The sequence below is a fragment of the Filomicrobium insigne genome (assembly GCF_900104305.1).
In the GTDB taxonomy this organism is placed as follows: Bacteria; Pseudomonadota; Alphaproteobacteria; order Rhizobiales; family Hyphomicrobiaceae; genus Filomicrobium; species Filomicrobium insigne.
In genome coordinates, this window is sequence record NZ_FNJC01000001.1 from 1044003 (window position 1) to 1068219 (window position 24217).

Annotated in this window: 21 protein-coding genes and 1 tRNA gene; 11 read left to right on the forward strand and 11 right to left on the reverse strand. The window is 58.9% G+C overall.

Features of this window, described 5'->3' with window-relative positions:
- The first annotated feature begins 77 nt into the window (after window positions 1-77).
- Window positions 78-2072, forward strand: a complete 1995-nt coding sequence (locus BLS30_RS04695) for a PhoX family protein (RefSeq protein ID WP_090226906.1) — start codon at window positions 78-80, stop codon at window positions 2070-2072.
- Between the two features lie 17 nt (window positions 2073-2089).
- On the opposite strand, the gene BLS30_RS04700 is transcribed toward BLS30_RS04695, so the two are convergent.
- Both BLS30_RS04700 and BLS30_RS04705 read right to left on the reverse strand, forming a co-directional pair.
- Window positions 2090-2695 carry a hypothetical protein gene (locus tag BLS30_RS04700; protein ID WP_090226909.1) on the reverse strand — a complete coding sequence of 202 codons (606 nt, stop codon included), beginning with the start codon at window positions 2693-2695 and terminating at the stop codon, window positions 2090-2092.
- A gap of 64 nt (window positions 2696-2759) precedes the next feature.
- Window positions 2760-3152 (reverse strand): hypothetical protein, encoded by a 393-nt coding sequence (locus tag BLS30_RS04705; protein ID WP_139165288.1) that lies wholly within the window; start codon window positions 3150-3152, stop codon window positions 2760-2762.
- A 180-nt stretch (window positions 3153-3332) separates the two neighbouring features.
- On the opposite strand from BLS30_RS04705, the gene BLS30_RS04710 reads away from it, so the two are divergent.
- On the forward strand, window positions 3333-3719 hold the full coding sequence (locus BLS30_RS04710; protein ID WP_090226914.1) for a hypothetical protein: 387 nt from the start codon (window positions 3333-3335) through the stop codon (window positions 3717-3719).
- 116 nt (window positions 3720-3835) lie between these two features.
- On the opposite strand, the gene zigA is transcribed toward BLS30_RS04710, so the two are convergent.
- Both zigA and BLS30_RS04720 read right to left on the reverse strand, forming a co-directional pair.
- Window positions 3836-5080 (reverse strand): zinc metallochaperone GTPase ZigA, encoded by a 1245-nt coding sequence (zigA, locus tag BLS30_RS04715; protein WP_090227416.1) that lies wholly within the window; start codon window positions 5078-5080, stop codon window positions 3836-3838.
- A 571-nt stretch (window positions 5081-5651) separates the two neighbouring features.
- On the reverse strand, window positions 5652-5987 hold the full coding sequence (locus tag BLS30_RS04720; protein WP_090226917.1) for a hypothetical protein: 336 nt from the start codon (window positions 5985-5987) through the stop codon (window positions 5652-5654).
- A gap of 120 nt (window positions 5988-6107) precedes the next feature.
- Between BLS30_RS04720 and BLS30_RS04725 the strand changes: the two genes are divergently transcribed.
- Window positions 6108-7052, forward strand: coding sequence for a LysR family transcriptional regulator (locus BLS30_RS04725; protein ID WP_090226919.1), 945 nt, complete (start codon window positions 6108-6110; stop codon window positions 7050-7052).
- Between the two features lie 6 nt (window positions 7053-7058).
- Here BLS30_RS04725 and BLS30_RS04730 read toward each other — a convergent pair whose 3' ends face one another.
- Window positions 7059-7691, reverse strand: coding sequence for a COG3650 family protein (locus BLS30_RS04730; protein WP_090226922.1), 633 nt, complete (start codon window positions 7689-7691; stop codon window positions 7059-7061).
- Window positions 7692-7948: 257 nt separating this feature from the next.
- Between BLS30_RS04730 and BLS30_RS04735 the strand changes: the two genes are divergently transcribed.
- A complete protein-coding gene (locus BLS30_RS04735; RefSeq protein WP_076605287.1) occupies window positions 7949-8626 on the forward strand; it encodes an SH3 domain-containing protein in 678 nt (225 codons plus the stop codon).
- Between the two features lie 68 nt (window positions 8627-8694).
- Here BLS30_RS04735 and BLS30_RS04740 read toward each other — a convergent pair whose 3' ends face one another.
- Both BLS30_RS04740 and BLS30_RS04745 read right to left on the reverse strand, forming a co-directional pair.
- On the reverse strand, window positions 8695-9159 hold the full coding sequence (locus BLS30_RS04740; RefSeq protein ID WP_046477310.1) for a nucleoside deaminase: 465 nt from the start codon (window positions 9157-9159) through the stop codon (window positions 8695-8697).
- A gap of 49 nt (window positions 9160-9208) precedes the next feature.
- Window positions 9209-9285: transfer RNA gene (locus BLS30_RS04745), tRNA-His, on the reverse strand.
- A 298-nt stretch (window positions 9286-9583) separates the two neighbouring features.
- Here BLS30_RS04745 and BLS30_RS04750 point away from each other — a divergent pair.
- The 4 genes from BLS30_RS04750 (at window position 9584) to BLS30_RS04765 (ending at window position 15917) form a co-directional block, all read left to right on the forward strand.
- On the forward strand, window positions 9584-10378 hold the full coding sequence (locus tag BLS30_RS04750; RefSeq protein ID WP_090226924.1) for a sensor histidine kinase: 795 nt from the start codon (window positions 9584-9586) through the stop codon (window positions 10376-10378).
- 146 nt (window positions 10379-10524) lie between these two features.
- Entirely contained in the window at window positions 10525-12252 is a 1728-nt protein-coding gene (locus tag BLS30_RS04755; protein ID WP_244512361.1) for an ABC transporter permease, read from the forward strand.
- A 356-nt stretch (window positions 12253-12608) separates the two neighbouring features.
- Window positions 12609-14471 carry an AsmA family protein gene (locus tag BLS30_RS04760; protein WP_090226927.1) on the forward strand — a complete coding sequence of 621 codons (1863 nt, stop codon included), beginning with the start codon at window positions 12609-12611 and terminating at the stop codon, window positions 14469-14471.
- Between the two features lie 123 nt (window positions 14472-14594).
- Window positions 14595-15917 carry an extracellular solute-binding protein gene (locus BLS30_RS04765; RefSeq protein ID WP_090226929.1) on the forward strand — a complete coding sequence of 441 codons (1323 nt, stop codon included), beginning with the start codon at window positions 14595-14597 and terminating at the stop codon, window positions 15915-15917.
- 18 nt (window positions 15918-15935) lie between these two features.
- Here the strand turns inward: BLS30_RS04765 and BLS30_RS04770 are convergent, their stop codons facing one another.
- The 3 genes from BLS30_RS04770 to BLS30_RS04780 all read right to left on the reverse strand — a co-directional run bounded on the left by BLS30_RS04770 (window position 15936) and on the right by BLS30_RS04780 (window position 19933).
- Window positions 15936-17840, reverse strand: coding sequence for a sodium/substrate symporter small subunit (locus BLS30_RS04770; RefSeq protein ID WP_090226932.1), 1905 nt, complete (start codon window positions 17838-17840; stop codon window positions 15936-15938).
- A gap of 124 nt (window positions 17841-17964) precedes the next feature.
- Window positions 17965-18885 (reverse strand): LysR family transcriptional regulator, encoded by a 921-nt coding sequence (locus BLS30_RS04775; RefSeq protein ID WP_280136725.1) that lies wholly within the window; start codon window positions 18883-18885, stop codon window positions 17965-17967.
- A gap of 262 nt (window positions 18886-19147) precedes the next feature.
- Entirely contained in the window at window positions 19148-19933 is a 786-nt protein-coding gene (locus tag BLS30_RS04780; protein WP_090226935.1) for an HpcH/HpaI aldolase family protein, read from the reverse strand.
- A 464-nt stretch (window positions 19934-20397) separates the two neighbouring features.
- On the opposite strand from BLS30_RS04780, the gene BLS30_RS04785 reads away from it, so the two are divergent.
- A complete protein-coding gene (locus BLS30_RS04785) occupies window positions 20398-21375 on the forward strand; it encodes a shikimate kinase (RefSeq protein ID WP_170832408.1) in 978 nt (325 codons plus the stop codon).
- Window positions 21376-21451: 76 nt separating this feature from the next.
- Here the strand turns inward: BLS30_RS04785 and BLS30_RS04790 are convergent, their stop codons facing one another.
- A complete protein-coding gene (locus BLS30_RS04790; RefSeq protein ID WP_139165289.1) occupies window positions 21452-22096 on the reverse strand; it encodes a tetratricopeptide repeat protein in 645 nt (214 codons plus the stop codon).
- 189 nt (window positions 22097-22285) lie between these two features.
- Between BLS30_RS04790 and coaBC the strand changes: the two genes are divergently transcribed.
- Together coaBC and dut are read left to right on the forward strand one after the other, a co-directional pair.
- Window positions 22286-23509 carry a bifunctional phosphopantothenoylcysteine decarboxylase/phosphopantothenate--cysteine ligase CoaBC gene (gene coaBC, locus BLS30_RS04795; protein ID WP_280140609.1) on the forward strand — a complete coding sequence of 408 codons (1224 nt, stop codon included), beginning with the start codon at window positions 22286-22288 and terminating at the stop codon, window positions 23507-23509.
- 22 nt (window positions 23510-23531) lie between these two features.
- A complete protein-coding gene (gene dut / locus BLS30_RS04800) occupies window positions 23532-24155 on the forward strand; it encodes a dUTP diphosphatase (RefSeq protein ID WP_046477303.1) in 624 nt (207 codons plus the stop codon).
- Window positions 24156-24217 lie beyond the last annotated feature (62 nt).

Here is a 24217-nt window from a genome sequence, read left to right on the forward strand (position 1 = left end):
GAGCGGCTGTTGTCGCACTGTCATAGAAGCTTTCTAGAAATGCGCTCATGCCATCAGTGTTGAGGACGGGCGAGACCATGGGCGAGATTGATCCTGCGATGACGCGTTCACAGGCTTACGAAGAAGCAGAGAACGTCGGACGCAACGAAAGCGCGAACCCGACGCTGGGTGACGTGATCGCCCAGCGCTACAGCCGTCGCGACATCATGCGCGGGGCGCTCGCCGTCACCGCGATCACGGCTACGGTTTCGCCATTGGCTCTCGCGGCGGCCTCGGCAGCACGCGCGGAAGGCGCAGCACCAGTGTTCGACTTCCCGGAAGTCACCGCCGGTGTCGACGACAAGCATCACGTCGCTAACGGCTACGACGCGCAGATCCTGATCCGCTGGGGCGACCCCGTGCTTTCCGGTGCACCGGATTTCGATCCGCAGAAACAATCCGCTGACGCTCAGGCAAAGCAGTTCGGCTACAATAACGACTACCTCGGCTACATTCCGCTGCCCGACGCTGAGAACCCTTCGACGCACGGCCTCCTCGTCGTGAACCATGAGTTCACCAACGAAGAGCTGATGTTTCCGGGCCTGCCCAAGCAGGATAAGGACGCGGCGTTCGGCCAGATGACGAAAGAGCTGGTCGACATCGAAATGATGGCGCATGGCGGCTCGGTCCTCGAAATCCGCAAAGAGAACGGCACATGGTCGGTCGTGCCGGATTCAAAATACGCGCGGCGTATCACCCCGGAAACCGAGATGACCATCAGTGGTCCCGCAGCCGGTTCGGACCGGATGAAGACATCCTACGACGCGGAAGGCCGCAAGGTTCGCGGCATGCTGAACAACTGTGCGGGCGGCGTTACGCCGTGGGGCACATGGCTGACGTGCGAAGAGAATTTCAACGGCTACTTCTGGGGCGACTACTCGGACGATCACCCGGAAGCCCGGAATGCCAAACGCTATGGCGTTGCGGGTCGCTGGTATAACTGGGGCCAGTACTACGACCGTTTCGACGTGAGCAAAGAGCCCAACGAGCCGAACCGCTTCGGCTGGGTCGTCGAGATTGATCCGCTTGATCCCAATTCGGTGCCGAAGAAGCGCACGGCCATCGGACGCTTCAAGCATGAGGGTGCCGCCAGCGTCGTCAACAAGGATGGCCGCCTCGCAATCTATCAGGGTGACGACCAGCGCTTTGACTACGTCTACAAGTTCGTCACGCAGGGTGCCGTCAACAGCGATGACCGTGCGGCGAATATGGACCTGCTCGACGCAGGCACGCTCTACGTTGCGCGCTATGATGCGGATGGCACGGGTGAGTGGCTGCCGCTCGTTCATGGCGAGGGCCCGCTGACGGACACCAACGGCTTTGCCTCACAGGCGGACGTGCTGATCGAAACGCGGCGTGCGGCGGATCTGCTGGGCGCCACGAAAATGGACCGGCCGGAAGGGACGGACGTCAATCCGCAGACCCAAAAAGTCTACGTGATGTTGACGAACAACACGCGGCGGAAGCCCGAAGACGTCAACGCCGCGAACCCGCGCGCGAAGAACGCCTTCGGACACATCATCGAGATGCACCCGGACGGTGACGACCACGCGGCCACGACATTCAAATGGGAGATCCTCATCAAGTGCGGGGACCCTTCTATTGCTGAGATTGGCGCCACCTTCAATCCGGCGACCACGCGCGACGGCTGGCTCGGGATGCCGGACACCGTATGCGTGGATGCCAAGGGGCGCCTGTGGGTTGGAACGGACGGCCAGGCTGAGGACAGCACGGGCCGGACCGACGGTCTTTATGCGGTAGAGACCGAGGGTGCCTTGCGCGGCACCTCGAAGTTGTTCTTCCGCTGCCCCGTCGGCGCCGAACTCTGCGGTCCGGAAGCGACGCCCGATGTCGAGACCTTCTTCGTTGCGATTCAGCACCCCGGCGAAGACGGTGAAAGCTGGAAAGCGTTCGGCCGCGCGTCCACCTTCGACGACCCAGCCACACGCTGGCCCGACTTCGATCCCAACCTGCCGCCGCGTCCCTCCATCGTGGCCATCACGAAGAGGGGCGGCGGGAAGATCGCGGGATAGGCACGGCCAGCTAGGCGCTAATCTTCATCCTCAAAAAGCTCGGCCCACCAACGTGCCGTCTCGGGACAGCGTTCTCGGTATATAAGATCGTGCGCATTAGCGTGCTCAGCAATCGCCTTGGCATCCGATCCGTCATAATTCCCAGCAACATAGGGCTCTCCCATGATGACTTGGTACAATTCTCTAACGACTGCCGCGCTTGTCTCTAGGGCCGCATCGAACTCGTTATGCGTAATCCCTCCTTTCTCTTTCCAGATTGCTTTCGGATTCTTGACCCCAATCTCGTCCAAGTGAAAATGGGTTTTGTTGCGGATGTATTGTAAGCGTTCACCGACTTTTTTAACTGGAGCGAGATCGAGGTTGAGGCGCCTACAAATGTCCCGCACCTCATCTTTCCGGAACCTGCACAACCGCCAAAAGCCTGCCTCCTCTTGATTGCGAAGCACCTTGATGACATGGGTGACCATCTGATCGCCCATTGCAAGCTCGGCTAATCGAATGAAGTTGGCAGTGTCGTCCCGCTCAACCTCCTGCAATGCCTTCCACGCACGGTAATACCAAATGGCACGCGAAAGCTCGGACGCGCAGCGCCGAACGGCAGCCTTCTGAAGCTCGTCATTCATCTGGTCACTCTGCTAGTTGCTCGGCACGGGCGCCGCGTTAGCGAATAAACTCCGACGCTTAATCTTAAGCCACTTCGGTAGGTGACGTTCGCATCCCGCAGATCGCGGCGATGACGAAAATCAGGAACGAGGCGGCGTAGCCGAGGGAGGAGACGGCTGCGATGGGCTCGTATTGCCCGTACCCTTCGTAAAGAAGCCAGAGGCCGACGACGAGGGCTGCGAATGAGATTTCGGCCAGCCAGAAGTGAAGGGTCGCCAGAAGCTTTGGAACTGCGTGGCCGTGAGCGGAATAAAACAAACCAAAAATCGCGAAGCTCACCCATCCAATGACGAGAATATGAGCATGTGTTGGTAACTGGCCGTGGTTTTTGGACATGGCCATGTGAAGGCCCAGCAAAATTCCGAGCACACCGTAGACTAACGCCGTTGCAAAAAACGCTTTCCCGAACCCACGCATTTTTCCCACCCTCCCTACAGCCTTCTGCCGCCGTCCCCCGTGTGTTCCGGTCTGGGCCGCCACGGTCGGCGTGGCTCGTTCATATCGCATCTGGGTTATGGTGGGCGAGTGGAGAAATGATGCGATGAACAGCCCTTCGAATTTGACGCGGACGGGGCCAATACCCACTTATAAGTTGCTATGCTTACCGTTCTTCTCGCCAAGGTCCTCGGCATATTCATGATCATCGTCGGCGCCGCCGTCGTTGTGCGCAGGCACTATTTCATTTCGGTGATCGATACCTTCATCGAACAGCGCCTGACGCGACTCGTGTTGTCGATGGTCGAGCTTCTGGCCGGCCTGTTTCTTGTCGTCTCGCACAATGACTGGTCGTCGCCGCCCGCCATCCTCATCACGGTTTGCGGGTGGCTCGCCGTTATCGAAGCGACGACGTACCTGTTCCTGCCAGACGCAATGTTCGCGAAATTTCTGCGCGCCCTAAGAAACCCAACGGGCTATGCCATCGGCGGCCTCGTGTCCGTTGTTCTGGGGTTGTATCTCGCGGGCTATGGGTTTGGCTGGTTCTGAGTGCCGACAGACCGTCCCCAGAGACTTTCCGCTTTTCGTTGAATCGCGAAAAGCCCGAAATTCTTTTGTGGTGGCACTTCTCACCGAAAACCGGTTCCCACTTTTCCGGAAGCACTCTAGGCGGCGTCGCGGCGCCATACCGGAAACGGGTCTTCGAGGTCGCGCCAGCGATTTGTGTCGACGGTGCCTTCCCGGGGAAGCGGCGGCAGACATGCGTTGAGTTCCGCCGTCAGCGCATCCTTGTCCATCTCGCGGGTGCCAATGAACACCAGCTCCTGTCGGCGGTCTCCCCAGAGGCGGTGCCATCCCTTGTTGATCCGTGCCACAAGCTCGTCGTCTGCTGGCCAACGCTCCTTGGGTACGGCCGCCCACCAGTATCCGACCGCCTCGTGGCGCACGAGGGCGCCTGCCTGGGATAGCTCGCCGACCCAAGCGGGGCGCGTGGCGAGCCAGAAGAAGCCCTTGGCGCGCACGACGCCGGGCCAGGACTTGTTCATGAACGCGTGCAGCTTTGCCGGCTCGAAGGGACCTCGTGCCCGGTAGACGAAGCTCGATATGCCGTACTCTTCCGTTTCGGGCTGATGATCGCGGAAGCCATTCAACTCCCGGAACCAGGTCGGATGGTGGTGCGCTGCTTCAAACGAAAAGAGGCCTGTATCGAGGATATCGCCCAACGCGACCTGGCCTTGGCTCGTTTCGATCAGACGGGCATCGGCATTGAGCGCCCGCACGATCGAACGCGCGGCGTCGATCTGATGCGGCTCAGCGATATCGGTTTTGTTCAAGACCACGACGTCGGCGAACTCGATCTGTTCAACCAGTAGACTCACGAGCGGGCGCTCGTCGTCCTCGCCTGCCGTTTCACCCCGGTCGGCGAGAAAGTCTTGCGACGCGTAATCCTTCAGCAGGTTCGCCGCATCGACGACAGTCACCATCGTGTCCAGCCGGGCGATATCAGCTAAGCTCGCGCCGTCTTCGTCGCGGAATTCGAACGTCGTTGCGACAGGAAGCGGCTCGGCGATCCCCGTGGATTCGATCAGCAGATACTCGAAACGCCCTTCATCGGCGAGGCGGCGCACTTCGCTCAGAAGGTCTTCTCGCAACGTGCAGCAAATGCAGCCGTTCGACATCTCGACGAGTGTCTCGTCCGTGCGGGAGAGGTTCGCGCCGCCTTTGGAGACAAGTTCCGCGTCGATGTTGACCTCGCTCATATCATTGACGATGACGGCGACCTTCAGGCCCTCGCGATTGTTCAACACATGATTGAGCAGGGTCGTTTTGCCGGCGCCGAGAAATCCCGACAGCACCGTGACGGGCAAGCGCTTGTCCGGCGTGGCGGCGTCTTCGTCGAGATGGGTCATAAGCTTCTTATCCAAGGCAGCCCTCATTCTTTTCAACGCGAGTTCGATGTGGACGCGCACGACATCGCTGGAGCACTATCTAAGTTTATTACGGATGTTATAACATCCATCAAGGGCCATTGGTTTGAATGGGGTGCTGATGCGCGGTGTGAGTGGATGCGGTAATGCGGCGGGAGCGTGCGGCGGGGAAGTTTGGGTCGCGGCGTCGCGATAACCGCCACGCTTAGCGGCTTGCGGCGTGCGTGGGGCAGCACCTGATCAAGATGGCTAAAGGAAGTAGGCGGAGTGGGGAGGGAGGCGCCCCCACTCCGCAACCGATGCCCAAGGGGAACGAAGGCATCGGCGGGCCATCTTCGCGCGTTTGCGGCGCGCCGGGCTCATTGTCGTGCTTCTTACCGGAAAACCGGTGCCCACTTTTCCGGAAGCACTCTGGCGCGCGTTGCAAACGGTCCGAGTCATTTGCGGAGATGGCCGCTTAACTGAGCCGAACCGGTCCAAACAGGCCGGGGACTGTTCGTCGCGTCCCCGGGCTTTCAGGCTTAGCGTCTCTGTCTGGTGGTGCTTTCCGCACTTAGTTCGTGACCGGCAGGCGCTCGACGTGGACGTCGTCGTTCTGGCGGCTGATCTCCACCTTGGTCGGGGCCTCACCGTAGGCATTCGGCGAAGACACGATCACCGACTGACCTGGCGCCAGCACAGCCTCGAAACGAACCGACTGGCTCTCGGGATTGGCCAACGTCGCAACGACGTGGAAACCTTCCTTCTTGACCGTGTAGTAGGCGACCCCGTTGACACCGCCCAGATCGATCGTGCGACCGAACGCAGGCGTGAGGACATCCGCTTGAGCGGCCAATGCAGAGGTTGCAGCAACGACGAATGCGGCGAACGCAAGGGTGAACTTTTTCATCTTCCATTCTCCTGGTTGGTTTGGGTTGGCACTTGTTCTGTTGGAAGGGCATTGGCGCCTTTCCGTCTGGACCAGAGAATGGTATGAGGGGCTGAATTAATCAAACAGATTGGATTGATATTGGCCATCGATCACATCAATTTAAGTCGTATCGACCTCAATTTGCTGGTCGCCTTCGATGCCCTGATGGCGGAGCGGAGCGTCACCAAGGCGGCAGCGCGGGTGGGGCTTGGTCAATCGGCCATGAGTCACAATCTCGCGCGCCTACGAAAGCTGTTCGACGATGAGCTGTTGACGCGGAGTGCGGACGGCATGCAACCGACGCCCCGCGCGCTTGCGTTGGTCGATCCGGTGCGGATCGTGCTCGCCAATATCGAATCTCTCGTCAATCGGCCGGAAGACTTCGACCCGCGTACTGCCGAGCGGGTCTTTCGCGTCGGGCTTCCAGACAGTGTGGAGGTGCTCGTCGGCCCGAAACTGCTCGCGCATGTCTGCGCGGAGGCACCCGGTATCCGTTTCCGTTTCTACTCGACCGACGAGCGGCGCATTCTGGATGAACTGGATGCGGACCACATCGACCTTGGAATCGGGATCGGCACCTTCCCCGAGGGCCAGATCCATCACAAACGGCGCGTCCTCTCGACGGATTCCTACTTGTGCATGTTCAATGCGGGCAAAGTCGATCTCAAGCTGCCGATCTCGCTCGAAGACTATGTGCGGCTGCCGCATATCCTGACGAGCCTGCGCAGGGGCGAACGCGGTGTTGTCGACGATGTTCTGGAAAAGCTCGGGCTTTCACGGAAGATCGCCGTGGTGACGCCGCGCTTCGTCGCCGTGCCGATGCTCGTTGCCAGCTCTCCTGTCATCACGACCATGCACGCGCGGCTGGCGCGCTATTTCGCGAAAGAGCTGGGGCTGACGCTCAGCCCGCCGCCGATTGAGCTCCCGGTGCTGACAACCTCGCTGCTGTGGCATGCGTCCTACGACAGCGATCCCGGTCATGTCTGGCTTCGAAATACGATCGTGAAAGTCAGCCAGGAAGCCGAGGCGGATTTGACAGGGTAGAGGGGCCTACCTCTCGATAACGCAGCAGCCTTCGTTGAGATTGTCGTCGTCCGATAGGAGCACCTGGAAGCCGTAGTCGTAATCCGACATCCCATCGGAGCACCAATTCTGATGGGAGACCGTGGCACGGAGCCTTCGTCCGTTGGCGTCGGTTAGCCGGTAGAGCAAGGGGAATGGGCGCCCCACGGCGGGTTGAACGCGGTCCGTGGTGAGCTTGGTCCGCGACTCTGGCGTGGAATATTCGCCTCCGTTAGGGCCCAGCGTAACGCCCCAGAACGGCTCCGTTCCCGAACAGCGAAACGTTTCGCCCTTGAGATCGGGAAATCCATCAGCGCCTTCCAGGAACTTGGCGTTCACCCAACCACCTGTCGTTCCGAAGGACACCTCCAACCAGCGCTGGTCCTCGACGCGCTTCGAGCGGCCTGTTCCAAGCACATCAGTTGCATCAGCCGGGATACGTCCGACCTCTTTCCACTCCGACGGCTTGCCGCCATCAAAAGGCTCTTCGCGAACCGTGAGGCTGTCGCCCTTAGCGACACCAGCGACCTTGTAGCTTTCGAAAGCCCAGGCCGTGTCGCACGACCACGCGACGATGAGCGCACAAACGGTGAAAACGGAAAAGACAGGTGACTTGGCCATTTGCGTCTCTCATTGGGCTAGGTTATTCGCGGCAAATCGTGACACGCTTTGTCGCATCGGCTCAAGCGGGATAAAACGACGGAACTCCTCACGTCTTACGTTCTTATTTTGTCGCGCGGTTGTCCGCACGCAGCCGACCTCGGCTTCACGGCCAGGACTCCCTCTGCGTCGTGATAGCGTCACGATTGCGTGGTTTTGTTTTTTCCCAATCTGCGGGAAAAACGGCTCGTTTCACCCGACCCATCGAGGGAATAAAAATGAGAATACTGAAGCTGATCGGCGCCGCCGCCGCTCTGATGGTGCTTGCTTCCGCCGCAGCCCAGGCGGCACCGGGCTTTTCTACGGCTAACGTGAACCTCAGGACTGGTCCTGACATCGACTTTCCCGCCATCGACGTGATCCCCGAGGGGGATGACGTTGAAATCATGGGGTGTCTGGATGATGAATCCTGGTGCGAAGTCCTCTGGGACGGCGATCGGGGGTGGGTGTTCAGCGAATATCTCGCCTTCGATGGCCCCGGTGGCTACGTGTCGCTTCTCGACGTTGGACCTGCCGCTTACCACGTCCCGTTCGTCACCTTTGCCGCGCGAAGCTACTGGGATCGCTACTATGTCGGTCGTCCCTGGTATAGCGAGCGTGCGCGCTGGTATGCCCACCATGTCCGCCCACGCCGCGACTGGCATCGGCCGCCTTCCGGCAGACGCAATGCGGGGTGGTGGCGCAAGAACTACCGCGCTCCTTCGGGGCTGCGCCCGCCACCACATCACGGCTGGAAACGCCCGTCCCGCGAGATACGCCAGGAGGCTCGACGTCATCGCCGCAATGCAAGACAAGAGTACAGACAGGATCGCCGTGACGATCGACGCGATCGGCGGGATAACAGACGGGACGATCGTCGGGATGACCGGCGCGACCACCGGCATGATCGCCACTGATTGGTGCAAGATGTGATTCGAAAGCCCCGGCGCCTGCGCCGGGGCTTTTTCGTTGGGCAGTCAGGCGATTAGATGGTTGACCGCTTCCACAGAGCATAAAGCTCTTCGCCGTCTTCGAACCGCAGGGGCAAATGGCGTGCTGAGATCGATTGCTCGGAAAGTGGCCTTGCCAACTGGTCATAAACCGCCGCCGACGAAAGCCCAAAGGGTTCACCTTCCGCGTTGGAATAGGCGTAGGTGACACTCGTGATCCCCGACATGTGTATGGCCGCCAGGCACATGGGACAGGGCTGCCCACTGGCATAGATGGCACATCCATTCAGGCGGGGCGTCCCTAGTACGGTGCTCGCTTGCCTTATGGCGTTGAGTTCAGCGTGGCTTGTCGGATCATTCGTCTTGAGGATCTCATTGACGCCGGTCGCTATGACCTTGCCATCCTTGACGACAACCGCACCAAAGGGGCGGCCGCCCTTCACAGCGTTTTCACGCGCCAGCTCCAAGGCCTGGCGCAGCCAGACTACGGCGTCGGCCATCTCCAAGATCCCCCGGATGGTGGGCTGTTCAAGTTGTCATTCGGAAAAATGGTACCGCCTACTTGATTCGAACAAGTGACCTCTAGATCCACAATCTAGCGCTCTAACCAACTGAGCTAAGGCGGCACACGCTGTAGCGATGTCTTTCACGGCATCGCTCGCAAAAAAGAACCCCCAAAAACATCGCGGAGGGTGCTCGCGTCAAGTGAAAATAGCCGCTCTGCACAGAGAGGCCAAGGGGGGTGCGGCCAAAACAGTGGGAATTTGCCGCGAAATGCGTATCCGGGCTTCCAAGTGTGTCATACATCGGTAGGATGGGGCAGGTGTATCTCGGGGGAGGGCACCGCAGCGGTTTGATGGCACCTGACAAGGACCATCAAGGACTTCGTGCACGCGGACTTGGGGCTAGTCAGCCAGATTGGCGATGACGAACAACGGTTACCAGTTGGAGCAGAAAGACCGGCCGGCCGACAGCCGCTGTGACGTTGTGGCGCGTGAAGAGGCGAAGTCGTTGTGCAGCTCCACCGTTCACGAACTTGCTCACGAACTGAAAACACCAATCAGCGCCATAGTTGCTGCCGCTGAGATCATGCGCGACGAGCGACTGGGGCCTTTAGCGAACGAGCGCTATCGCGGCTACGTGGGAGATATCCACGAGAACGCGGCGCAAATGCTGAAGTTGATCGACCGGCTTCTGGCGCGGCGCATTCTCGAGCAGGCAAGCGACGAATTGGAGCCCGTCGAAATCGATACGGAGGCCCTGGTTCGCGCGACCGCCTCTGCCCTGCAGCCGCTTGCTGAACAAGCCGGTCTCAAGCTTCAGGTTTCGGTAGGTCCGGGCCTGCCAACGCTCGTTGCTGATCCCACCAGCGTGCGACAGATTCTCGTCAATCTCCTGACGAACGCATTGAAGTTCACGCCGCGCGGTGGCGAAGTTTTAATTGAAGCCCACCCCGATCCCTCCGGACGTACGGTTATCGCTATCATCGACAACGGCGGTGGCATGGACGAGGACCAGTTGCTGCGCGCACTGGACGGCGTGAGGTCTCATCCGCCAACCGATGGCAGCGGTGGCTCTGGCATCGGCTTGCGTCTCGTCAAGGCCCTCAGCCAAGCAAACGGTGCGGAATTTTCGCTGGCCAGCCAGCCTGGGCAAGGTACGCGCGCGACGATCACCTTCAATCCTGCCACTCATTGGGCCGTCAGCAGAGCGCCTTAGGGCAGAACTGGCGAGAACGACCGAGATGCGCTAAGGCAGCGGGACCTTTGTTAGGAGCCTACCGTGATGCCACCCGACACAATGCCCGAAACTGTTCTCGCCACGTTCAACGGTGTTGCAGAGAACTGGGTGGGATTGCAGCAGCAATGAGTTGGCTTACACGGACGCGTCCTTCGCTGCAGGACGCGATGCGATCTCTTGCCGGACTTGGGCAACACGTTCGTCGCTGGCGCGCGCGACGGCGCGCATCCCCGCTATGGACGGCGACTGTCGCGATCATCCTCGCCATCATGCTCATGCCCATCGCGACGATCTTCGTCCTCGCGGTGTCTCCACATGAAAACATCTGGCCACACCTGGTCAGCAGCGTTCTACCCGTCTCACTGCGAGACACGATTTTATTGATGGTGGGCACTGGATTTCTGACCTTGACCGTTGGTACAGGGACGGCGTGGCTTGTCACCATGTATCGCTTTCCTGGCCGCGCGTTGCTCGACCGTCTGCTGGTCATTCCTTTGGCCGTACCGACGTACATTATCGCTTACGCTTACGTCGAACTGCTTGACTTTGCGGGACCGGTGCAAACGGCCTTTCGCACGGTGTTCGGATTTACTTCGGCGCGGGACTACTGGTTTCCCGATATCCGATCGTTGGGCGGCGCGATCTTCGTGATGTCGGCCGTTCTTTACCCCTACGTCTACCTGACCGCACGCGCGAGCTTCGTGCAGCAGTCCGTTTGCGCGTTGGAAGTGGCACGGACCTTGGGACGGTCGCCCATGGGGACATTCTGGGCCGTCGCCCTACCCTTGGCGCGCCCCGCGATCGCGGCCGGCTCGGCCCTCGTTCTTATGGAAGTGCTGAATGACATCGGAGCGGTGCAGTATCTGGGTGTTCAGACGCTGACGGCGAGCATCTATTCAACGTGGCTGCAACGCTCCAATCTCGGCGGTGCCGCGCAGCTTGCCAGCATCATGTTGCTATTCATCTTTGCGCTCTTTCTTCTCGAACGGTTCGCGCGCGGCGGCGCGCAAGTACACCACACAACCGGACGCTATCGCTCCATATCGTTCCAGGACATTGAAGGAGTCCGCGGTTATCTGGCCGCTGCGGTCTGCAGCCTTCCCTTCGTTCTTGGGTTCGCTGTGCCGTTTCTTCTGCTGGCTCGTAACGCCGTTGTCTTCCTCGGAGAAGGGCTCGCGGCCGGGTTCCTTGGCGCGACGGCCAACAGTCTTATGCTGGCGGCGCTTTCGGCTATCGTCGCTTCAGCACTCGCGCTTACCCTTGGCTATGCCCGTCGCGTCGCCAACAACAACATCGTACGGCCTGCCGTACGGGCGGCTGGACTCGGCTACGCGGTACCAGGAACTGTTCTTGCGCTAGGGTTGCTTATCCCGCTTGCGGCCTTCGATAATTGGGTTGACGCATTCATGCGCTCGAGCCTTGGGGTTTCGACGGGATTGCTGCTTTCAGGATCGATCTTCGCTTTGGTTCTTGCCTACACGATCCGGTTTCTGGCCGTCAGCCTCGGCACGATCGAGGCGGGGCTTGAACGCATATCGCCCAATCTGGATGCGGCCGCGCGCGCTCTGGGCTCAAGCCCGATGTCAGCGCTCATGCGCGTACACCTGCCGATGTTGACGCCGGCGCTCGGCACGGCAGCGCTTCTCGTCTTCGTAGATGCCATGAAGGAGTTGCCGGCGACACTCCTGCTGCGACCATTCAACTTCGACACGCTCGCGACACACGTCTATAGCTTCGCGGCACTGGAGCAATTCGAAGAAGCCTCTCTATCGGCGGTTGCAATCGTCATCGTTGGCCTGGTGCCGGTCCTTCTCCTGCACCGTGCTGTTGCCGGTGGTCGTCCCGGAACCTGAGCAATATTCTCCGGTAGGAAGGTCGGTTACCGCCTGAAGCTCATGTAAACGCGCAATAATGCATCCGTTTACGGAGGTAATTCAGCAACGCTTTACCCACAGTCGTTATCGAGTAAGCTGCGGACCACGCTCGCATTTTGCTGCGATTTCTGTAGTCTGGCTGCAACGGTTTGGCTCAGAATTTTTAGCCTGCCGCGGCCCACTGCCTTTGTCTCAGCGCTTGTGCGATACCGGTCCCTCCCTTACAAGGAGAGCCGACGTTCGTTTAGCAGCGTCGCTGCTGAAGGGTATTGGGGAGGCAGGCTCTTGCGCATGTTCGCGTGGCTCGGATTAGCATCTCCCTTGGCGGCGTCATTATGAAACGATTGATGCAAATACGGCGTCATCTCCTCGCAGTTTTCGGCGTACTCGGCTTAGCGCTGCTTGCAATGGCGATGCCGTATTTCGTCTCGCACGATCGCTCTGAAGTCGTGCTCAACACATCCACGGTCATGGCCGCGGACCAGCACCACTATAGGGTGACGGTACCCGTCGCTCTGTTTGGCGGCCCATACGTTGTCGTAGAGAGTGGAACGATCGCGCTTAGCGAACGGAGCCAAAGGGCTGCTCAGGGCGCCGGTTCAGCTGACAAAATCATTATGAGTGGCGATGCGCAGCTGACGCTCAGCGACGGACGTATCGCCGTCAATCTCGCAGGTGTTGGCCCCGAGGCAGCAGACGCCGCACCAGCTTCGCTTTTCGCACCACTTGCAGCGGCCCTAGCCAGCATGCAGTTCAGTTCGTTGGCGCTTAGCGATTGTACGATCGTTCTTCATTCTGATCGGGAAACCGTGCAAGAGCTTCGCGGCGTCGAAGCGCTGGTCAAGCTTGCCAGCAGGGACACGCTTGCTGTCACCGGTACATTCTGGCTGCGCGGCGAAAAGCTTTCCTTCAGGACCTCGCTGAATATCGGCAATCACGCTCGTCTGGAACGACGGCTACCGATACAAGCGAAGATAACCGGCGATCTCATCGATACCACATTGCGAGGCCACCTGAGCGTTGGGAACCGAGCCCGATTGATCGCTCCAAACTCAGAACTGAAGTTCTCTGATCTCGGCAAGGCCGCTCGATGGCTTAATATCGGTTGGCCAGCCCGATCCGCAATTGAAGCATTTTCCGCAACGGGCCTGATCGATTGGTCTGCTGGCATTTTGGTTTTCCAAGACGCGGTCTTTAAGTTTGACGGAAACCGTGCAACCGGCGCGATGTCAGTCAATTACCAATCGCCGCGTCCACAAGTCGATGGCACCCTCGCGTTTGACGAACTAAATCTCACCGGTCTGCTTGTTCAAGATGATGTGCGTGAAGAAAGTTTGATCGAAGCGACGATGCGCAAGTCGTCGAACTGGCTGCCAGCGCGGCTCGGGCTCAGCGGAGAAGCCATCACAATGCCGCTGCTGCGAGACGTTGATGCTGATCTGCGCTTGTCGGCTGAACGCGTTCAAATTGGCTCGCTCGTTCTCGGACGCAGCGCCACTGCAGTCTCACTACGCGATGGCAAGATGCTGGCCGACCTTGCCGAACTGGAGTTCGAGGGTGGCGGCCAAGGCACGGTACAAATCAGCCTCGATGCGACGGAGCCGGACCCCAAATTGGGGGTCCGCGGGCGCCTGGAAGGTTTTGAGGTCGGCAATCTCGCGACGGCCTTGTTTGGCGGGGCGGTCGTTACCGGGCGCGGCGATGCCATCATCAATGTCAAGGCCACAGGCGACCGGTACTCGGATATCATGAGCACGCTGTCCGGTCGGATCGAGGTTCGTGTTCTTGATGGTGCTGCACTTACGCTCGACCTCGCCAAGATGGTCGCAGAGCACAGTACCGGCGTCGCCGCTCCAGTTGGTTGGGGCACGACGACCGGCCTGACGAACTTGAGCGAGTTCGACATGCGGTTGGCGTTCACGGATGGTTTAGCCCTTGTCGAGACGTTCTCTGCAAAATCGGGATCACAACTTGTATTCGGAAGCGGCACAATAGACGTTGCAGCTCAAAACCTGGACGCCAATATTTGGATTGGCGCCGAAGCACCGACTTCCAATGATGAAACGCCCATGGGGGATCTCATCCAGTTTCGGGGAGATTGGCACGCGCCGGGAATCTCAGTGACCCGTGCGCCGAGCCGACAGGCCGGCCGACGGGATCCAGACGGACGACCTGCAGACACGCCGGGCCGGGGCTAAACTCAGACTAAAATCCCTCACTTAACGGAATTTCGAACCTGCGACGTCGACGCTCGGGATCGATTGCCGTAGAGTATTTTTGCCCGCCGATACTCATTCGTAGTCGTTGAGGAACCCCCGTAAATGTTTCGATTTCGTTTTTCCATTGCCGTCGCGATGTTATTTGCCGCTGGCGTTCTGCCAACCTTTGCACAAAGCCCGTCCAGCAACGAAACAGCGCAGCAGGCTACGCCAAGCGATGGCCAGAACGCAGCGAAGACAGGCGCGCGTTCTGATGTTCAACCCGAGAATGACACAGCCGCTACACCGTCAGCGGACGTAGAGGCTCCCGCGCCCACGAAGGACGTAGGGTCGTCGACATCTTCCCAGCAAAAGGCTGATCCTGCCGTGGTGGCCGAAGCGCCAGAGAAGAGGTTCACGGTGAGCACGTGGGGCGGCGCCTATGGGCAAGCCCAGAAGAAGGCCGTTGCCGTACCCTTCGGACGTTCTCACGACGTCGCCATCGAGGTCCTGACGGATGGAGACGGCAAAGCGCTCAGAGGTGACGTTGTCGAACTCAACGCGGCAGCCCTCGATGCTGCGTGCCAATCCGGTGAACTCGCCAAAGTCGACGCCTCTTTGCTTACCCCCGCTCCGGATACAGCCGACACGGCGCAACAAGACTTTATAGCGGATGGTGTGCACGACTGTGGGCCAGCCTCAATGGTCTGGTCCGCTGTCTTCGCGGTCAATGAGAACGCTTTGAAAGCCGGTACACCGAATATTCTGCAGGACGTGTTCGACACAACCCGTTTTCCCGGTCGGCGGGTACTTATTAAATCGCCGCGCTATCTTTTGGAAATGGCCCTTATCGCCGATGGCGTTGCGCCGGAAGTTATTTATCAGCACCTATCGACCGATGAAGGTCTAGAGCGTGCATTTGCCAAGCTCGATAGCCTTGGCAAGGATCTCGTGTGGAAGGAGACAGCGAAACAAACGGAAGAAGACCTGATGAACGGTTCGGCGGTCTTTGCGCAGACATTCAACGGGCAGGCCTTTTATGCAGCAGCCTACGGCGCGCCAATCAGAATTATTTGGGACGGTCAGGTTTACACTATGAGCTTCTGGGCCATTCCAGCCGACGGGTCTTCACAAGACATCGCGAAAGAGTTCGTTGGGTTCGCTACGGCCCCAAAGCAGTTGGCGGCTGTCGCGGAGGAGATTGCCTACGGACCAGCGCGCGTTTCAGCGACCGCACTCGTGAAGCAACATGTCAGTATTGGGCTTGATCTTACGCCTTACCTCCCGACGCGCCCTGAAAATATGGCACGCGCAGTGCCTTTTGACGCGGCGTGGTGGGACGAGAACGGAACACAGATTGATGCACGCTTCGCCACATGGGTAGAAGAACGAGAAGCTGCCATGCGCCCCAAGCCGATGCCAAAGCCGGTGCGGAAGCCTGAGTAAACTGAGATCTGGGAATCGTCAGACGGTTGCGCGGCGGAGAAGCTGAGTGGGCAGGGATACGAGGCAGGCGACAACAAAACCAATCGGGGCTCCGATGATGCCGACAGCGCGTGTATCGATGCCCCACCAGTTGGCCAACTCTCGTGCCATTGTTTGAGCTTCGGCGCACGCGCCTGGCACCGCGTCCCGGCAGTTTTGACGAACTTCCTCAAAGGCTTCCAAACGCCAGGGGGGCATGTTCGAGACTTCGTGCCAGAGACCAAGGAATTGGACCGGAAAATTCTGCGTGCCGACGATGTAATAAAGAGCCACGGCAAACCCGGTGATGCCACCGACCGCCAACGCAATCGAATTTGCGCGCGGCGATATAGCCGCCAGAAGTATCATTGGGAACAGACCCGATGCGGCCAGCGAAAGCGCCCATGCGATGCGCGTTATCAGGTCAGCCTGAAGCTGTCCCGCTACAACGCCGGCGATGACCGCAAGAGGCACGGTAAGAGCCGCTCTCACAAGAGCGGACTTCCGATTGGGCTGTTCTCCTCCTTCGGTCTCTGGGGCAGACAGGACAAAGCGCAAGGCGCCGGCCATCACCGCAATCATGCTGCCCGCACAGAGCAAAGCCGCAACGGCAAGCGCACCAATCAGCAGCCAGCTTAACGCCTCGGGCAGGCGGGAGATTGCCGCCACGGAAGGTAAAATCGCTTCGGGATCTATCGTGACATCCTGAACATGAAGACGCCCTCCCGGCTCTGCACACTCATGCGCGCAGAGGGGAGGAGTTGTCGAATACGCAGATTGCTCCAGCCAGTTTGGAACGGAGCTCATTGTCATGCCGCGCGCGATACTCGAGTAGATATCCAGCTTGGTGAGCGTTGCGATCGCTGGCAGCGTGATGACCAGCAGAACAACAAAGAACAGACTCCACGCGCTCGCTTGACGTGCAATCGGGTCTGGCCCGGATGAGCTTATCCGAGTCAAGAGATGGGGTGCGACGGCAGCGCCGAGCATCAAAGATATTGAAAGCGCAGCAAAGTTCTCTGCCGAAAAGCTGTTGTTTGATTTCGCGAAGGGCTGGACAACGGCGGGGTCGGATAAGCCATCGAGAATTAGACTGCGTTCCAATACTGCCAGGTCTTGCAACCCGTGTCCGTACGCCAACTGAGGTATGGCGATGTCGAACGCCACCAGGGACATCAGGGCGGCGGCTCCGCCGACGAGACAGAGGATCGCGACATAACTCACTGCCTGGAGCGAGAGCGTAACTCTCGTTTGGATAACAGCGATGATTGTTGCCATGATGACGGGTAGCACCAAAACCCAAGCTTCTCCGAGCGCGCCGCTTGCGTCCGTAAAGCGCGTGTTCGCGAAGAGCGGGGACACAAGCCGGCGTACAACCTCAAACTCCGCACTGACCAATAGAGTCAGACAAACCAGAAGCATGGCGGTGGCAGCGTAAGGCGCAGCAATGCCGCCGGTACGTTTCGCCAGAAAATCCTCTAGCGATGCAGATTGCGCGCGGGCGAACGCTGGCGCAACCACACAGCCGACGAGCACGAAGCCTCCCGTAAGGCCAAGCGCAAAAGCGAGCCCATCGTAGCCGTAGGCATAGAGCGCTCCGATGAGCGCAACCGGTGCCGCGCCCGACATCCACAACCCTGCGGTACTCATACCAACGAAGAGGGGGGCAATGTTTGCGCGTGGCGCGCCGCGCCAAGGTAGAGCTACCCAGAACCCAAGCATCGCAAAAATGATGAGGGCCCCCTGCGCTGCCAAATAATAGGCAAGAGGAAAGCCGAGGATACGCACGCCATTCAGAAGCGGGGCAGCGAAATGCAACGCGAATGCGAAAATGCTCCAGATCAAAAGTGGTACCCACAGGGCGCGCTTTGATCGTGGTGCGTTCTCGCGTGATGTCACGGCCATGTAAATGTCCCCCGACCTCGAACGGCTTGGAGCCGACGCTTGCCAAGCTAGATGAGGGACATGGCAAACAATTGTGGGCCGGTCTATGGCAAAGGCAGTTACATGTCTTCGGCTAGACTGATTGTTACAAGGCCGTGCAGATATCGTTCAGCATGTTGCGCAGCCAGCCGTGCCCCTCGTGGCTGTCAAAGCAGCGATGCCAGACCATGTAGGTCGGCAGCGGGGGAACAACTGCCGGCAGAGGGTGGATGTCGATCTCACAGAGACGAGAGAAATAGCGCGCGACCTTTTGAGTTGTCGTAGCCACGTAGTGTTGGTTCTCGACGACGAAGGGCAACGTTGCGATCGTGGGCACAGAAAACATTATGCGCCGCAAGACACCGTGCTTTTCGAGATGGAGAGACGTCGCGGCTTTCCCTTCCTCTTCAGTACGGCCAACGACTACGTGAGGCAGCGCTTTTACATCCCCAAGGTCCAATGGCTTGTTCAAAAGCGGATGATTGCGCCGTGAAATCAGAACAAGCGGATCCTCATATAATAACTCGGAATGAAAGTCCGGCGCGTTCATGGGTTCATAATCAAGCGCGAGCCATGTTTCGCCGTACCGAAGATCGCGAAGCATATCCCGGGCCCGGCCGCCAGCAATTCGAAATTCAATATTGGGACAGTCGCGCACCCTTGCCGACAATTCGGGAACAAGGATTGCGTCGATCCCGAACGGGAAATCGAGCAAAAAAGTTTGCCGGCTTGTTTTCGGATCAAACGGCACGCCTGTGTGGCGCAAAGTCGAGCGGAGCGCGTCTAGAGCTGGACGTACATTGTTTGCAATCGCGTGTGCGCGCGCTGTTGGCCTGACGCCGCGCCCTGTACGCTCGAACAGACGTTCGCCACCCGTCATTACACGCAAACGCCGCAAGGCATGACTTACTGCAGGTTGGGTTAGCCCTAAACGCTTTCCAGCTTTAGAGAGAGATCCTTCATCCATAACTGCGTCAAAGACTATAAACAAATTTAGGTCCTGCCGGGGATCTGCTCTCTTCTTCACAGCAGTTCCCTCGAATTTTTGTAGCTTTTTCCTGAAAACATCTTTTCTCGATTGCGGTTTATTCTTTGAAATTATGGGCTTTGGCTTGGCTTAATTAACAAGATACTCAGTCTCGGGATCAATTCAAATTTTTGATAAAATTGATATAGTATTAAATCCCCTATAGATGCGGATCTCTTGAGCAGACAACGACGCTTCGTAACAAAAAGGGCGTCGGCGAGAGACTGATCTAAGATTGTACCCTGAATTGGGCTAAGGCCCGTCACTTCGCTGGGATCTGTGCCCTTAGGGCCGTAACTTGGCCTCGTGCTCCGTCAATGAGCAATCTGACGTCGTTCGGCAGGGTGCACATGCCGAAGCCATCCTCGAAACGGCGTAACGCCGTCTCAACACCATCGGTGTGGCAGGCGGTAAACAGGCCGGCGGCTTTAGCTTGAGTTACAACGCGCGCCATGGCGGCGAGGACCTCGGGATCTTTCGGCACCATGGACGGCGGCGAACCGAACGAAAGCGACAAATCGCCAGGTCCGACATAGACGCCATCGAGCCCCGGTACGCTCAATATATCGGGCAAGTTCTCAATAGCTTCCCGGGTCTCGATCTGAGCTAGCAACACGATCTCCCGATCCGCTGCGGCTGCGTAGGCAGCGCTCGCTCCCGCCTGAGCATAAAGTGTCGCTCGGTTCGGGCCATAGGAGCGCTGCCCAATAGGCGGATACCGGCACGCGGCGACAAACGCCTCAGCGTCGGCGCACGTATTTACCAATGGGCAAATGAGCCCATAAGCGCCAGCGTCCAGGAGCTTCATCATCAGGCCGCTCTCGTGCGAGGGAACGCGTGCAAAAGGAACGGCGACGGTTGTCGAGATGGCTTGCAGCATGGCGAATGCCGCCTCAAAGCCCATTGCTCCGTGTTGCAGATCGATCGTTACGCTGTCGTAGCCTTGGTGGGCCATGATCTCCGCAGCATAGGCACACGGGAGCGAGCACCAAGCGTTAATGACCGGATCGCCAGCTTGCAGCTTGGCTCTAACATTATTCTTGCGCATAAAATCTTTGAACTCCCACGATTGAGCGAAGCGTACCGGACTCACGCAAAAAGCGGTTTAAAGGCATTAAGTATACTTTTTTAGTACTCAATACAGTATACGGTCGGCCCGTCCCCCGCGACACAATGGTACGCCGGGGGTACCTTACAACCGATTGAATTAACGCTATATCTTTGCCGCGGTCGGTAGCCTTTACCGGCCTTCGAGGGGTTAGGATTACCTACAAGTAAGAACGCAACGCTTGACATCTCGCTGCGGCGCAGAAAAAATATTGCAGTGCAACTTGCAATGATGACGCACCGCACGCGCACGGCCGGTCGTCAGCCTTCCATCCGGCTGACACGCCAAGACCCAGCTACCAAAGGTGCGATATGCACAAGAGGGGCGCTCGGACGGCGTTTCCGAAGGGCCATGTAGCCGATCGCGAATGTTCTTGCGGACATGACTTGGAAAGGTCGGAGGATATGCGCAAGCAAGAGAATAACCTGCAACCGTCCGAACCTCGGCGTGGTGACGCCCGCGAAAACGAGGCGTACCTGAGGCTTGTTGGAGAACGGGTGCGAAATTTACGTGCACAGCTCGGCATGGCCCGAAAAGCTCTTTCGCAGGCTTCCGGCGTTTCCGAACGCTATCTCGCCGAGCTTGAACGCGGCACAGGCAACGCCTCTCTGCTCGTTCTACGGAATATTGCCAGCGCGCTCGGAGCGCGGATCGAAGATCTTGCCAGCGAGCAGGATGATCAAGCCGTCGACACCAGCCTCGGCTTCGATCAGCTAGAGCAACTGAGCCCAAGCGACGCGTCACCGCAGAAGCCGGTTCGCCGTTGGAACACCAACGGCACGCCGCTCGGTCGGATCGCATTGGTCGGCCTTCGCGGAGCCGGAAAAACCACGCTCGGACACGCCCTGGCCAAGGCCATCGGCGTACCGTGCATCGCCCTTGACCGGGAAATCGAGCGCGCTAGCGGCATGGAAGTCGCCGACGTCCTTGCCGTGCACGGCGAGGCCGTCTATCGGCGCCTTGAACGCAACTGCCTTGCGACCGTGGTCGAAACGGTTCCCCGCGCCGTTATCAAAACGGGCGGTGGCATCGTGCTTGAGCCCGAGACCATGGACCTCATGTTCTCAGGCTGCTTCGTCATCTGGATCACGGCATCGTCCAACGAATTGTTTGCGCGTGCACGCGGAAGCGCAGCTCTGCCTATCAACGGTTCCGGACGCCACGCTAAGGCCGTTTTAGAGGCAGCGCTGGCCGAGCGTGAGCCTCTCTATGCCCGCGCAGATGCAGTGATTGATACGACCGGCAAGAGCGTCGACGAGGCGCTTAACGAACTTCTGCGGATCGTGCAGGCTGCGCAACCTCGTGAGAACGCAACTCAGGCGCGCAGCACGACGCTTGATCGCCTCAAAGAGGATCGCCGCGACATCGAGTGTGCCAGCTAAACTCTGGCAACTCCCCTGACTTGAATAACGATCATGAACATTAAGATCAGCGTCCGGAAACGGGCGCTGATTTTGTTTAGGACGTCAGCTTCCGGCATTCTTCATCGGCAGGCAGCGGATCACAACCCGTGTTCCGGACGCAGGTCTCAAGCGCGCCACGCAGCTTGTCCGAGAAAATACCGTCCAGAAACCCGTCGTACAGACCGGCCGCTTGAAGTCCGCATTGATAGAGCCGGACGATGCGGTTGCCGCCATAACGCATAGCCTGGGTATAGTCGCGCAGTGCGCCCTCAATGTCGCCGCTGGCTTGACGAATGTGCGCGCGCGTATCAAGTGCGTGGGGACTTTGCGGCGTCAACGCCAGAGCTCGCTCAACGTCGGCTGCCCCTTCAACGGGCTTGCCGGACTTGAAATACGCCCAGGCCCGGTTGTTCAGCGCGATGGCGAAATCCGGAGAAATTTCGATCGCTGCATCGTAGTCTGGAATAGCCAGATCATAGAGCCCTTTGAGTGAGTAGGCCAAAGCGCGCATCGCCAAAGCCTGGCTGCGTTCGCCGGGCGGTAGGGGGGTCTGAAGGAGTTCGGTGCAGCCCGAGATCCTGCGTTCGTTGTCCTGCCCGAAGCAATCGACCGAATGATCTTCCGTCGATGCGAACGATACCCCGACCGTAACGGTAGCGATCACCATTGTGAGACCCAGTACTCTGAAGATGTGCCGCAAACCGACCTCCAAAGACAATTTTGGTGAAATGCGCTAGGTGGCGTTCCCGGTTCCGGTTTCCGTCGCCTGATTCCTGCCGGATTAACCGCATTATCGCAGCGCAATTGAGGCAGAGCACAGTTAACTGTGACGCTAGGGCAGCTATGCTAGGTTCGCCACCTTCGCACGGCGCAGGAGATGTGAAAACCAGTGGAAGCCAAGCGCATTGTTCTCATCATGGGTGGCGGGATCGCCGCCTACAAGTGTCTAGACCTCATTCGCCGCCTACGAGAGCGCGGCGTAGACGTTCGGGTTGTCATGACACGCGCAGCCCAACAATTCGTAACTCCTCTCAGCGTTTCCGCATTGTCGAATGATCGGGTCTTCACTGATTTATTCGATCTCGATGATGAACGTGAGATTGGCCACATCCGGCTATCCAGACTTTGCGACCTTATCGTCGTGGCGCCAGCGACGGCCGATCTGATCGCTAAAGCGGCAAACGGGCACGCCGACGATCTTGCAAGCGCTGTACTCCTTGCCAGCGACAAGCCGATTCTGATGGCTCCAGCGATGAACCCAAAGATGTGGCTCAATCCGGCGACGCAACGCAATGTTCGCCAACTTGAAGCGGACGGGATCTCATTCATCGGTCCGGCGGTGGGCGAAATGGCAGAGTCGGGAGAGGCCGGGCCAGGGCGCCTCGTCGAACCTGCCGAGTTATTGGCTGCAATCGAAGCGCGGCTCCATCCTTCGTCAAGCGGCAGCCTTGCGGGCCGGCATGTGCTCATCACGAGTGGACCGACGCACGAACCCATCGATCCAGTGCGCTACATCGCCAATCGTTCGTCGGGCAAGCAAGGGCATGCAATTGCTGCGGCTGCGATTGCAGCTGGCGCTCGTGTAACGCTCGTTTCCGGTCCTGTCGCCTTGGGAGCCCCTGCTGGCGCGACGACGGTCCAGGTGCAAACGGCTGAGGAAATGCTCAATGCCGTACGTGCTGCCCTGCCGGCCGACGTCGCAATATTTTGCGCCGCTGTCGCCGACTGGCGCGCAGCGTCCCCAGCTGATGAAAAGATCAAGAAGACGGGCGATGGCGAGAAGCCGCAGCTCGAACTTGTCGAAAACCCCGATATTCTAAAAACCATTGCCCATATGAAGACCGGTCGGCCAAACCTCATTGTCGGCTTTGCTGCCGAAACGGAAAACGTCATTGCCTTCGCAACGAGGAAGCGGCGCAACAAGGGTGCGGACTGGACTGTCGCCAACGACGTTTCTACGCACACCGGCGTTATGGGTGGGGATCGCAACCGCGTACATCTCATCACCGAAACCGGTGTCGACAGCTGGCCCGAAATGTCAAAACGCGAAGTTGCCGAGACCTTGATTGCGCGCATCAGCGCCCTTTTGCATGACAAGGCCCGCAGGGTGTAGCGCGTAGAAAGCGATAAGTCGTATGACCACAAGAACCAGTCTAGGGGCCGACGGCGCAAAGGTTAGCGTCCTGCGTTTGGCGCATGGCAAGGACCTACCTTTGCCGGCCTATCAATCTGAGGCTGCAGCAGGGCTCGACCTCATCGCTGCGCTGGAGTGGGATCATCCCTTAACCCTCACCCCGGGCGCACGGGCACTCATTCCAACTGGACTCGTACTTGAGCTCCCCATCGGGTTCGAAGCCCAAGTGCGACCGCGGTCCGGGCTTGCGCTGAGGCACGGCGTTACCGTTCTCAACAGTCCCGGTACAATCGATGCGGACTATCGCGGCGAAGTCAGCGTTCTTCTGGCCAACCTCAGTGGTGTTCCCTTTGAAATCCGGCGCGGCGAACGGATCGCGCAACTGGTTATCGCGCCGGTGACGCGTGTCGAACTCGTTGAAGTCGCCGAGCTTACGGAGACGGAACGTGGAAGCGGCGGCTTCGGCTCTACTGGACGGGAAAGCGCCAGAGCAGAACCACCCAAAGCTGAGAAGCCTGCGGCACCCAAGGCCAAAAAGGCTGCTACGCGCAAATCTCCCCCTAAAGCTGCCAAAGCTTCGCGATCTAAGTCGAAAACGAAGAAGGCCACCGTCAATAAGGGCTGAATGAAATCAAAGCCCTTTAGCAATTACAATATTGTTCCGGCCGCGCGAGGCTCGCTTCTTGG